The 11,861-nt window shown below is 39.4% G+C and carries 11 protein-coding genes; 7 read left to right on the top strand and 4 right to left on the bottom strand.

Annotated features, from left to right (window positions below; all coding sequences use genetic code 11):
• Position 1: 1 nt before the first annotated feature.
• Positions 2-538 carry an NfeD family membrane protein gene (locus MUG87_RS02335; RefSeq protein WP_247085167.1) on the bottom strand — a complete coding sequence of 179 codons (537 nt, stop codon included), beginning with the start codon at positions 536-538 and terminating at the stop codon, positions 2-4.
• 234 nt (positions 539-772) lie between these two features.
• Between MUG87_RS02335 and MUG87_RS02330 the strand changes: the two genes are divergently transcribed.
• From MUG87_RS02330 to MUG87_RS02305, 6 genes are all read left to right on the top strand, one after another.
• Positions 773-1,054 carry a hypothetical protein gene (locus MUG87_RS02330; RefSeq protein WP_247085165.1) on the top strand — a complete coding sequence of 94 codons (282 nt, stop codon included), beginning with the start codon at positions 773-775 and terminating at the stop codon, positions 1,052-1,054.
• A 76-nt stretch (positions 1,055-1,130) separates the two neighbouring features.
• Positions 1,131-1,934: an adenosylmethionine decarboxylase gene (gene speD / locus MUG87_RS02325; RefSeq protein WP_247085163.1), complete on the top strand. Its 804-nt coding sequence runs from the start codon at positions 1,131-1,133 to the stop codon at positions 1,932-1,934.
• Between the two features lie 131 nt (positions 1,935-2,065).
• Positions 2,066-2,407 (top strand): PadR family transcriptional regulator, encoded by a 342-nt coding sequence (locus MUG87_RS02320; RefSeq protein WP_124564790.1) that lies wholly within the window; start codon positions 2,066-2,068, stop codon positions 2,405-2,407.
• Positions 2,394-3,038 (top strand): hypothetical protein, encoded by a 645-nt coding sequence (locus tag MUG87_RS02315; protein ID WP_247085161.1) that lies wholly within the window; start codon positions 2,394-2,396, stop codon positions 3,036-3,038. Before MUG87_RS02320 ends, MUG87_RS02315 begins: the two co-directional genes overlap by 14 nt.
• Positions 3,039-3,100: 62 nt before the next feature.
• Positions 3,101-4,552: a DUF4153 domain-containing protein gene (locus tag MUG87_RS02310; RefSeq protein WP_247085159.1), complete on the top strand. Its 1,452-nt coding sequence runs from the start codon at positions 3,101-3,103 to the stop codon at positions 4,550-4,552.
• 59 nt (positions 4,553-4,611) lie between these two features.
• Positions 4,612-5,229, top strand: a complete 618-nt coding sequence (locus MUG87_RS02305; RefSeq protein WP_247085157.1) for an NUDIX hydrolase — start codon at positions 4,612-4,614, stop codon at positions 5,227-5,229.
• 46 nt (positions 5,230-5,275) lie between these two features.
• Here MUG87_RS02305 and MUG87_RS02300 read toward each other — a convergent pair whose 3' ends face one another.
• The 3 genes from MUG87_RS02300 to MUG87_RS02290 form a co-directional block, all read right to left on the bottom strand.
• Entirely contained in the window at positions 5,276-5,737 is a 462-nt protein-coding gene (locus MUG87_RS02300) for a hypothetical protein (protein WP_247085155.1), read from the bottom strand.
• Positions 5,738-6,011: 274 nt separating this feature from the next.
• Positions 6,012-7,601 carry a glycoside hydrolase family 55 protein gene (locus tag MUG87_RS02295; protein ID WP_247085153.1) on the bottom strand — a complete coding sequence of 530 codons (1,590 nt, stop codon included), beginning with the start codon at positions 7,599-7,601 and terminating at the stop codon, positions 6,012-6,014.
• Positions 7,602-7,615: 14 nt separating this feature from the next.
• On the bottom strand, positions 7,616-8,611 hold the full coding sequence (locus tag MUG87_RS02290) for a TetR/AcrR family transcriptional regulator (protein ID WP_247085152.1): 996 nt from the start codon (positions 8,609-8,611) through the stop codon (positions 7,616-7,618).
• Positions 8,612-8,746: 135 nt separating this feature from the next.
• Between MUG87_RS02290 and MUG87_RS02285 the strand changes: the two genes are divergently transcribed.
• On the top strand, positions 8,747-11,833 hold the full coding sequence (locus MUG87_RS02285) for an efflux RND transporter permease subunit (protein ID WP_247085150.1): 3,087 nt from the start codon (positions 8,747-8,749) through the stop codon (positions 11,831-11,833).
• The last annotated feature ends 28 nt before the right edge of the window (positions 11,834-11,861 follow it).

The raw sequence follows: 11,861 nt of genomic DNA, 5'->3' as shown, positions 1-11,861 counted from the left end.
GTTATTTTCCCCCGTTTCTCATATTCGGTAGTAAATGCTTTGGTACCGGCAGAACCATTACGATGCCGTCTTTCACGTCGCTGACCAACACTTTTGTGCCACTAGGAATATATTCGTTGTTAACACTTTTTGCGGACATATTTTGAATACCAGTACTTCTTGTTAAAATAATCTCTCCCAAGCCTTGTTCTGGAATAGCAGTACTCACTTCACCGAATGTGCCGATAAAGTCATTCATTCGAACAATGTTACTTTGCTCTGCTTTAGAAAGCGGTTTAATAACAAATAACATCATGCATGTAACGAGCACTAGAGCAACAACAGCAGATAGCATGAGAATGAGCTCGGAAGAAAGCATCGTGATAGATTGTAAAATATAACCGCTTCCTGACAAAACAGCGAAAAAGCTGAGCACCGCAATTGGACTGATAGGGTGAACTGCATCCCATATATCACCGAACAGTGCATATAATAATGTGCCACTACCTGCGATGAGAAGTCCATACAAGTATACCGTTTGCCAATCTATCGCAAGCATTTTACACCTCCTTTATGGTTTATATTTACATAAGATGAAAATTCGGGATGTTATAATCATTATACAACGTAATTTTCTGAAAAAATAGAGGTTTTTGTAAAATTTAAGGTTTTTTGAACTCGTTAAAAGACCTTTCAATAGAACCTTTATAATCAATATAATAACAATATTGAACATGAACGTATGTTCTGATAAGGTTGGATAGAGTTTATATAAAAGAAGGGGAATTACTACTTGGAACAGAGAAAACGAAAAACACAGACGCAAAAACAAAAAGGCGCTACGAAAAAAACTGCACCGTCTGTAAAAAAAGCAAAACATCAGGGTAAAGGACGAACGACATTGTTATTTACAATAGCGGTCTTACTGGTAGTCATATATGCTATATTTACTGAAGAAATAAAAATGGTACCAAACACAGTACAAGAAACAATACGGACATTTCTTTTGTTTGGCGGCTTTTATAGTTTTTTGATTGCGATTGGCTACATACTAGGAAGAAAGAGCAAACGATAACATGTATATTCACTCTCGTCATAAGTAAACAATAGATAGGAGAACATCATGTTTACTTAGGCAAGGAGGAAGCATCGTGCATGCACCGCGAATTGAATTACACGGATTTAATAATTTAACAAAAACACTAAGCTTTAATATGTATGATATTTGTTATACAAAAACACCAGAAGAGAGAGAAGCGTACATAAAGTATATTGATGAACAATACAGTGCAGATCGATTAACAGGCATTTTATCTACTGTCACGGATATCATCGATGCACATATTTTAAATATTGCCCAGCAGGATTACGAACCGCAAGGCGCAAGTGTAACCATTCTTGTATCAGAAGGCCCAGTGGGGGAAGCGCCTATTGAATCATTTTCTGAGTCGCCAGGTCCCATCCCCACTGCTGTGGTAGGGCAGCTTGATAAAAGCCACATTACGGTTCATACGTATCCTGAGTACCATCCGACAGACGGTATTAGTTCATTCCGCGCCGATATTGATGTATCTACATGCGGAGAAATTTCTCCTTTAAAAGCGCTCAACTATCTTATTCATTCCTTTGATACAGATATTATGACAATTGATTACCGCGTGCGCGGCTTTACGAGGGATATCACAGGGCATAAGTTGTTTATCGACCATGACATTAATTCGATTCAGAATTATATCCCCGAAGATATACAAGAGCTATACGAAATGATTGATGTGAATGTGTACCAAGAAAATATCTTTCATACAAAATGTAAGCTGCGTGCGTTCGATTTGGACAATTATTTGTTTGGATATACAAAAGAAAAATTGTCTCGTGCAGAGCAAGATGATATTACGAAAAAGCTAAAAATAGAAATGGATGAAATTTTTTATGGGAAAAATATTACGAGACATTAATAGGGATGGCATGTGTAATCAGCATGCCATCTTTATTTTTTTAACAAATTTATGCGAAAGAGACTTGTATTTGGTTTTAACACTATGATAAGATGCATTATATACCTCATAATTCTAGGTAGGTGAAGCAATTGTTTAATCGAGAATTAGTAAAAGGCAGTACATCTCTTCTTGTGTTACAGCTTTTACAAGAGTGTGATCGATATGGCTACGAACTCGTAAAAGAACTTGAAAGAAGAAGCGATCAGTACATGCAAATTAAAGAAGGCACGTTATACCCAGCATTGCACAAGCTAGAAAAACAGGGCTATATTACGTACTACTGGCAGGAGCAAGAAAAAGGACCAGCGCGTAAGTATTATCGAATTACAGAAGAAGGTACACGAATGCTGCAGGAGAAAACGTCAGAGTGGGAGCAATTCGTACGCGTAATGAATAAGGTCATGAGAGGACCTGAGCATGATCCATCTTAAGGCAAAAGAAGCATACCTAAAGCAATTACAAAAAGAATTGCACAAGCATACTGAGCTCGAAACGATATTATTTGACTACGATGTTCATCTATCTGAAATCATTCTAGAAGAAAGTGATAAAGAAACGGTAGAAGAGTGGATGATCTGCTTTACAAATCGCATTGGTAGCCCGAAAGAAGTGGCAGATTTGTGGCGTGAAGAGCTTTCTGTTACTCATCATACAACCTTGTTGCACTTTTTTCTGCTAAATGTTTGCTTCTTTTTGCTTGGAGGGTTTTTTACCTTTTTACATCTCTTTCATCAAGCGCAGTGGCTACAGCATATATGGAATATATTAACGGCTATTCCTACCATGATTATGGTACTCTATATGTTATTTTGGGGTCTTCTTGGCTATGAAATCGGCAAAAGCTTTGGGGCAGAAGGAAAACAACTGATGCGCAAAACATTTGCTATCTCACTGCTTCCCAACCTTACTTTGATGTTGCTTGTATTGTTTCGCGTCATCCCACACGAATGGTTTCATCCTTTGCTTTCTAGGACTTTTATTATTCTTTGTATCGCTGCAACTGCTCTATTGTATCCTATTTGTTGTGTGGGCTATTACTTTGGCAAAAACCAGTCGATATAATTTTTTTGCATATATACATAGAATTACTATGTATATATAATATCTATGTATAGGAGGATATTATGGAACACGCTCATTTTAAGCAAAATATTGTGTTTTTTCTACTCTGTATCGTACTTGGTGTGTTATACGAGCAAGCCTTTTTTCACAGCATGATTGGTATTTCCTATCTTGTATATGTGGTTGTATTTTATTGGATTTTCTTTTGGCACTTTCGTTCATTTCCATTCGTAAATAAGCGGATTGGCTTGTTACTGCTTGGATCTATATGGTTACTGGCCGCAAGTTACTTTTTGTACGACAGCCCGGTGTTTTACGGATTAAATCTTCTCATTATTCCGGTGCTGATGGTGGTACATAGCGTGATTGTGACACGACACGTTTCATGGCATCGTCCTGTGGTTGTCCTATTTATACTGACTAAATTCTTTGAGGCTTTTAGTTATTTCGCTAGTACTGTATCGTATAGTAGGAGAGCGATGAGACAACGGATGAGAGGAAATACTTCTCACGTTGGCTTTCGTATACTCATGGGTTTGTTATTGTCGTTGCCGCTTTTATTCGTTGTCATCCTGCTGCTTTCTTCAGCAGATATGCGCTTTAGTGAAACACTTGGTCGTTTTCCTCACTGGTTACGTACATTGGACATAGAAATTGGCATTGCACGTTCTCTTGTCATTTGCGTATACGTCTGTGTGGTATTCAGCTTTTTACAAACCCTTCGTAAGCCAGAAGAAGTGCAGGCTGCCCAAGGGAAAATAATCGAAAAAAAGTGGGATGCTGTTATTGTTTCTACTATATTAGTAAGTATGAATACTATCTATATTTTATTTGTGACATTGCAATTTTCCTACTTTTTTAGCGGGACCTTACAAGGTGATCTCACGTATGCCGAGTACGCACGCCGCGGTTTTTTTGAATTGGTTGTGGTTGCATTAATTAATTTACTTGTTGTAACAAGCGTAGTGACCTGGACAAAGCTGATTGGCAAGCTTAAGCGATTTATTCAGAGCATGCTTACACTGTTTATCTTAATGACTGGAGTTATGCTAATATCAGCATTTTGGCGTCTTGCTTTATATGAAGAAGCATATGGATTTACTGTATTGCGTGTTTTGCCGCACACGTTCATGATTTTTCTGGGAGTTATTTTTGCTTATACGTTGGCAAAAGTTTGGTTAGAGCGTATTTCTCTACTTCATTTCTATCTCATTGCATCTTTGGTATATTATGTGTTACTAAACGTTGTGAATATAAATGGATTCATTGTAGAGAAAAATCTGCAGCGGTTTGAACAGACGGGAAAATTGGATATTGCCTATTTGTCAACTGTATCTGATGAAGGGATAAGCGCATTGATTTCTGTCTATGAATCAAACCCTGATTATCCAGGTTTGCGAGATATACTTCTAGAATTGCAAACGCAAACTGTTTCTAAACCAGGCACATGGCAATCATTCCATCTTTCTAAGACAGATGTATTCGAACGATTAAAAAACCTACATGTAAAGTAAGGTGAAGCAGCAAGTATTTGTTTTATATATATTATGCTACCGAGAAAGGGGGATACATCATGAAAGAGCACCTTGCTATATTCAACGAACAGCAGCAAAAAATAGGAACGGCCACAAGAGAAGAGGTACATCGCCTTGGTCATTGGCATGAAACCTTTCACTGCTGGTTTTTAAGAAAAGAAGAGGGCGAATATTACATTACTTTTCAAATGCGAAGCTCTCTCAAGCAAGATTATCCGAACTTATTAGATATTACAGCAGCCGGTCATCTGCTGGCACACGAAACTGTCCAAGACGGCTTGCGTGAGGTAGAAGAGGAGCTCGGAATCACACTATCCTTTGAAGAACTTCATTCTCTAGGAGTCATTCTATACAATGTGACAACAGATGCGTTCATAGATAGAGAAATTTGTCATGTGTTTTTATATCTTTACGAAGGTATGCCTCGTTATGAGTTACAGCGCGAAGAAGTAAGCGGTCTATTAGAAGCAAAGTTTACCGATTTTTACGCATTTTGTCGCGGTACACAAGAAATCCTTATCCTATCTGGTTTTCTAGAAGATACGGAAGGGATACGAACAGAAGTAAACATACCTGCAAATAAACCAGCGTTTGTTCCGCATGAAGACACTTATTTGCTACAAGTCGCTTCGCGCATCGCAGATTTTATAAAATAGAAAAACAGGCATGACTGTATAGTCGTGCCTGTTTTTCTACGGAAGATTAGCGCTTTAAATAGGTTAATAGCTCGTCGACAGGCGCGAGGTTTCCGTAAGGCGTGACGTTTTTACCATCAACATTTGCCACCCAATTAGCAAAGTTGTTATCAGGAGATGACATCAAGTGAAAATACACAGATTCATAACGATTGTTTTCATACTCGTAAATCAAATAATCTCCCTGTTTCGCAACAGTAGCAGAATCAATTGCAAGTTTTAATGCCTCTAGTGTACTTGTTTGGCGCACAGCATTCATCTCTATGATATTTTGAAATTTGGGATTTTCGTTTGTGTAAGTTGTCCGAATTCCATTATGTACATACACAACTTTGTTCGGAACGGCTAGTGATGTAATGTTTGAAAGGTCTTGTGCTTTTGCTGTTTCTTGTGTATGAGAAGAAGCTACCGAGCTAGAAGGAACGCTTTTTGATACAGGTGTATTACAAGCCGATAAAGAGAGGAACAAAAGACTTACACCAGTTACATAGGCTATTTTTTCATTGCTATTCCTCCTTATGAAATAGGCTCTGTTAAAGGGTATTGTTGATTTCCGTTACGGGGGATAGCCATAAATAACCGCAAAAAACTCTCTTAAATTTCCTTTTGTGGTTCATTATACCACCACTCTCTTATGATGTATATATTTATCAAGCGGTTGAGATAGCAGAAATTATAACCCATCTTGTAGCTTAGAAAGCCGCTCGTTGTAAAAGCGGCTTCTGTAGTGATTTTTATATATGTTAATCTACAAAAATATGTTGCTTATATCCACGAGCATATACATCTTTCATGAAAATAGGCGTGTATGAACGCACCGCATATTTCCCGTTTTCACGAATGACATTGATAGCCTCTAACTTCACATCCTCTACAGCTTCACCTACGTATACCGCACTAAGAGCAGAATTACGACTTCTCATATGCTGCACCGTCACCCGATCTGCACGCTGCAGCCCGCCAAATATTTTAAGGTCTGTACTAGCACTCTTGAAATTTTCGATATATATATTGCTTAAAACAATGTCCCGCGCTCGATACTGAACAGCAATGATCGGTTGGTTTTGATAATCATATGCGGGATTTCCAAGCAGTGTAAAGTTATGAACAACTACGTTTTGGTAGGCCGAAATGACCATTCCGCGCTGTTTTGAATTCTTGTAAAGAGGGGTACGAACAGGCTCAATCGCAACCAGATTTACTGCCTTAATGTAATACGCTGTTTTTGATGGTGGATCTGTGCTGACATGATGCCCGATGTGACGAAAGTTGTATGAACGGTTGTCATGCAGTGAGATATGCCCAGCAATGACGACATCAGATGCTGCGGACGAATTGTGGTGTGCTTTGACTTCCACACCGCCAAAGCAGCGCGCGGTAGAGTTGTGTAACAGCAATACATGTCGGGAGCCGTCGTCCACTTCAATACCATTCGAATTAGAAAAGCCGCTTTCATGTGAACGTCCACTCGGATCGCACATATGACAATTCGAAATACAAACATAATCACTGTGATGTGTCGTAATACCATCATCACCAAAACCATATCCATTCAAGCCGTCTAGCCATATATAACGACTGCCGCCACGCGCGCGCTTGCCATCTCCTTCGTAATTATAGCGAGTGGACGACACATCAAAGCAATGCAGGCCTGGATTAATTGCCTCTACATCCTTTATCCATCCGTACTTTACATGTGCCAACGTCACACAGCTGGACTGGTTGTTGCCGCTGCTTGTTTTCTCATCGCTGCTAAGTCGTTCTATATTCCAGTCTAAGGTCATATTTCCAATATAGATATTTCGATTTCCTCGTCTATGATGCATATTCGTTACGAGGCGCATATCTTTTGAAGCTTTATTATGAAGTTTTATTATCGTGATCCCTTTTCCTTCTCCTACCAAATACGTCCAAGAGGGAAGCTGAATCCCTTTTGTAACAAATATTCCCTCTGGTACGATGACCTTTACACGACCGTTTCCGATCGCCTGTTGAAATGCTTTCGTACTATCTGTTATACCGTCTCCAATTGCCCCAAAGTCTGTAACATGAACTGTAGGCATATTTGTAAATGCCTGATATTCGCGATCGAGCTCATTCATCCAGCTTGGCCGGGTAGAGGAAGTAAGTGCTGTCACAGGCTGTGCGTTCGTTGTAAAAGGAGAACAATAGCTGTACATTTTATCCCATGTGGAGAGAATAGGGTTTTTATCTGGCAAAGCATCAAATAAGACATTTGCCTGGTCAAGTGCTTGCTCTGTTGTCTGGCTTTGATACAAAAGCTTTGCAAGAAGCTCTCGATTGTTATATGGATTATGATACGTATCGAGCATTCCATCACATCCTGTTATATATTGGCTTCTAAAAGCTGTGATATGGTTTGTAGGTGCGGGTTTAATTCAGGTATATTAGGCTGCTTCATATATAACAGAAGACCTTGGACAATATATTCACGCGGCTCTTGCTGCAAGTTCGCGAACTCATTTTCAAGTGCATCTAATGAAGAAAGCATCCCATCACGTTGTTTTTTGTTCATTTCAATATCCTGCAATATATTGCGCATACAGGAAATAGTAGAGAGAAGCTGTTGTTGCTGTTCTTGTTTTTCTGACACCTCTGCATATACAAAGTCCGCCATCATATCTTCGTGTAAAAGGGGCTCTTCGCCCGGAGTAAAGCTTTCGACGATAGCATCTAATCGCCTCATTAAAAACATAACAATATCTTCTGGTGCGAGCTGCTTTTGATCAAATACGACATAAAATAAGTATTCCTTCATCATCCCGCTTAATAATGTGACGCAGTCGAGTGCATAAGGAGAAATATGCTCTCCGTACACTGCAATTAGTCTTTTGCATAACCAATTTAGTGACTGTGCCCTTACCTTAAAAAGAAGCTGATGAATCTCTTCATTCATCGGAAGTGTCCGCTCTTGCAACTGCATTTGAATGAGATCTTTATGTTCGTACACATAATAAAGTTGTACTTGTAGTTGCTGCATAAAAGTCTCACGTTCGTTTAAAAAGGGATCTACAGTAGTCATGTTCTCCATAAGCACTCTATGATGATACTTGATAATAGAAAGAACAAGCTCTTCCTTAGAGCTAAAATGGTTATAAAACGAACCTTTTGCCATCCCACTTCGTTCTACGATATCTTGAATCGAAGTGGCGTGATAGCCTTTTTGTCCAAACAGTCTTGTCGCTTCTTCAATTAATCTTTTTTTACGTTCATTCATCATAATCACCTTTATCATCAAATTCACTAAGCATCTATACATATATTCATCTTTTACTGAATCATTGGTCATTTTATCATAGCGGAAACCAAACGCTGTTGGCAAGTCAGGTCTTATCCTACCTTCGTGGCAGCCTATTCTTTTATACTTGCTAAAGTGATAGAAATCATCTATAGTACAAAAATAGAGTGACCAATCAGTCATTTTTGAAAAAACTAACAGTCATAGAGGTGAAACCGATTGAACAGCATTATTAATTTTTCCCTCCGCAACAAGCTGGCAATTTGGCTCTTAACCATCATCATAACAGTAGCCGGGTTGTATGCCGGAACCAACATGAAGATGGAAACATTGCCAAATATTAATACGCCGCTTATTACAATTACAACCATTTACCCGGGGGCAACACCGGATGAAGTTGCAGACAAGGTTACAGAACCTATTGAACAACGCGTAAAAAATTTAAAGGGCACAGATGTTGTTAGCTCTACTTCGTTTGCGAATGCTTCTTCCATACAAATCGAGTATAGTTACAGTACAGATATGGACGAAGCGCTTGCAGAAGCAAAGGAAGCGGTAGATAAAATTAAACTACCAGACGGCGTGCAAGAGCCGGCTATTTCTCGTCTTAGCTTAAATGCATTTCCTGTTATTAGCTTAAGTGCTTCTGCCAAAGGACAATCTCTCGCTGACCTTACAAAACTGGTTGAAAAAGAACTCGTTCCGGTCTTAGAAGGTATAGAAGGTGTATCTTCCGTGACAATTGCAGGACAACAGGTTGAAGAAGTTCAGCTTACCTTTGATGAAGCCAAACTAAAGGAGTATGGTCTCACACAAGAAACCGTTACAAACATCATTAAAGGATCTGCGGTTCATATGCCGCTTGGTCTGTATACAATTGATAAAGAAGAAAAGTCCGTTGTATTAGATGGAAACATTTTGAAACTAACCGATTTGCAAAACCTCTCTATCCCGCTTATCCCCGCACAGGGACAAGCACCTGCAGCAGCTGTTAAACCAACAGCAACTGGACTGCCAACTGTGCAGCTTAAAGATATCGCTACTGTAGAAGTGTTAAGCAAAGCAGAATCGATTTCCCGTACAAATGGGGAACAATCCATTGGCATTCAGGTTGTAAAAGGCGCTGATGATAATACAGTCGATGTTGTAAACGCTGTAAAAAAAGAAATGAAGCAATTTGAAAAAGATTATAAAGATGTCACACTTGTTACTATGTTTGACCAAGGTGAGCCAATTGAAGAGTCTGTAAACACGATGCTGAACAAAGCAATGGTTGGTGCAATCTTTGCTGTGGTGATTATCTTGCTGTTCCTTCGTGATATTAAATCAACAATTATCTCGATTGTTTCAATTCCCTTATCACTATTAATCGCGGTCCTATTCCTAAAGCAAATGGATATTTCTCTTAACATTATGACGCTAGGTGCCATGACGGTGGCAATTGGACGGGTTGTGGATGACTCCATCGTAGTAATTGAAAACATTTACCGACGTCTATCACTCAAAGAAGAAAAACTGCGCGGGATGGATTTGATCCGAGAGGCAACGCGTGAAATGTTTATTCCAATTTTGTCGTCAACCGTGGTAACCATTGCTGTATTTTTACCACTTGGTTTGGTCAGCGGTCCGGTAGGCGAATTGTTCCTGCCATTTGCTTTGACAGTGGTATTTGCATTGTCGGCTTCACTTATTGTGGCAGTTACAGTCGTTCCGATGCTGGCGCACTCGTTATTTAAAAAGGAAATGAAAGAAGGGGCAAAACAACATGATAAGCCAAGTCGCATTGCAATGTTCTATCGCGGCGTGCTAGCATGGTCTCTTCGCCATAAAGTCATTTCCTTTGGCATGGCAGTTCTTCTTCTAGTTGGCAGCTTATTCTTAGTACCAAGCATTGGCGTAAGCTTCCTTGGTTCTGAGGAAGAAAAAACAATCATTGCAACGTATAACCCAGCACCTGGTGAAACAGAAGAAGATGTACAAAGCATGGCACTGAATGCTGAAAAGTACTTCCAAGATAAAAAGGACGTAAAAACCTTGCAATATTCCGTTGGTGGCAGCAATCCAATGAATCCAGCTGCAACAAAACAAGCACTGTTTTACGTTATGTATAAAGACGATACAAAAGAGTTTTCAAAAGAAAAAGAAACTGTTCTCAAAGATTTGCAACACATAGCAGATAAAGGACAGTGGGGCTATCAAGATATGGGAAGTGGCGGTGCGAGCAATAAGCTATCGTTGTTTGTATATGGTGAATCCCGTGCCGTTATCGAACCGGTTGTTAGTAAGATTACAGAGATTATGAAAAAAGATGCTACCTTTACAAATGTGGATTCTAGCCTGGCAGAAGCATACGATGAATATACACTTGTAGCAAATCAAGATAAACTCAGCAAATTAGGATTAACAGCTGGTCAAATTGGAATGTCTTTATTACAGACGGGACAACAACCTGTCCTGACAACCATTCAAAAAGATGGCAAAGAATTAAATGTGTATGTATCTGTTAAGAAAGAAGACTTTGGCAGTATTACAGACGTAACAAACCAAACCATACTATCACCGCTAGGTATTGAAGTACCATTAAAAGAAGTGGTAGACGTAAAAGAAGGAAAAACTTCCAACACCATTACAAAACGTGATGGAAGAATCTATGCAGAGATTTCTGCTGACATCACTACAAAGGATGTTGCTAAAGCATCAGCTGATTTACAAAAGGATGTTGATGCGTTAGAAAAACCAAAAACAGTTGATGTTTCCTTTGGAGGCGTAACAGAGCAAATTAATGAATCCTTTAAGCAGCTTGGTCTTGCAATGCTAGCCGCTATTGCGATCGTTTATTTCGTACTTGTGATTACATTCGGAGGCGGACTGGCACCGTTTGCTATTTTATTCTCACTGCCGTTCACTGTCATTGGTGCACTTGTTGCCTTACTGATTGCTGGTGAGACCATCAGTGTTTCTGCTCTAATTGGTGCACTCATGCTCATTGGTATTGTCGTAACAAATGCAATTGTTTTAATTGACCGTGTGATTCAAAAAGAAAAAGAAGGCCTATCCACACGTGAGGCACTGCTGGAAGCGGCCGTTACACGAGTGCGTCCTATTTTAATGACCGCAATTGCTACTGTGGGCGCTTTGATTCCACTCGCGATTGGTGCAGAAGGCGGCGGTTTGATTTCAAAAGGTCTTGGTGTTACCGTTATCGGTGGACTTATTAGCTCTACACTATTAACACTTATCATCGTACCTGTTGTGTATGAAGTACTCATGAAAATTCGCAATCGTAAACGAAAACAAACTGCATAAGGAAAGAGCCGCACATAAGCGGCTCTTT

It is taken from the genome of Ectobacillus sp. JY-23 (genome assembly GCF_023022965.1).
Taxonomy (GTDB): Bacteria; Bacillota; Bacilli; order Bacillales; family Bacillaceae_G; genus Ectobacillus.
This window is presented reverse-complemented; position numbering and strand designations above follow the sequence as displayed.

Excerpts from the sequence above, each read along its gene's own strand:
- MUG87_RS02295 (WP_247085153.1), bottom strand. The coding sequence starts at position 7,601 with ATGCTCGATACGTATCATAATCCATATAACAATCGAGAGCTTCTTGCA.
- MUG87_RS02310 (WP_247085159.1), top strand. The coding sequence starts at position 3,101 with ATGGAACACGCTCATTTTAAGCAAAATATTGTGTTTTTTCTACTCTGT.
- MUG87_RS02305 (WP_247085157.1), top strand. The coding sequence starts at position 4,612 with ATGAAAGAGCACCTTGCTATATTCAACGAACAGCAGCAAAAAATAGGA.
- MUG87_RS02335 (WP_247085167.1), bottom strand. The coding sequence starts at position 538 with ATGCTTGCGATAGATTGGCAAACGGTATACTTGTATGGACTTCTCATC.
- MUG87_RS02315 (WP_247085161.1), top strand. The coding sequence starts at position 2,394 with ATGATCCATCTTAAGGCAAAAGAAGCATACCTAAAGCAATTACAAAAA.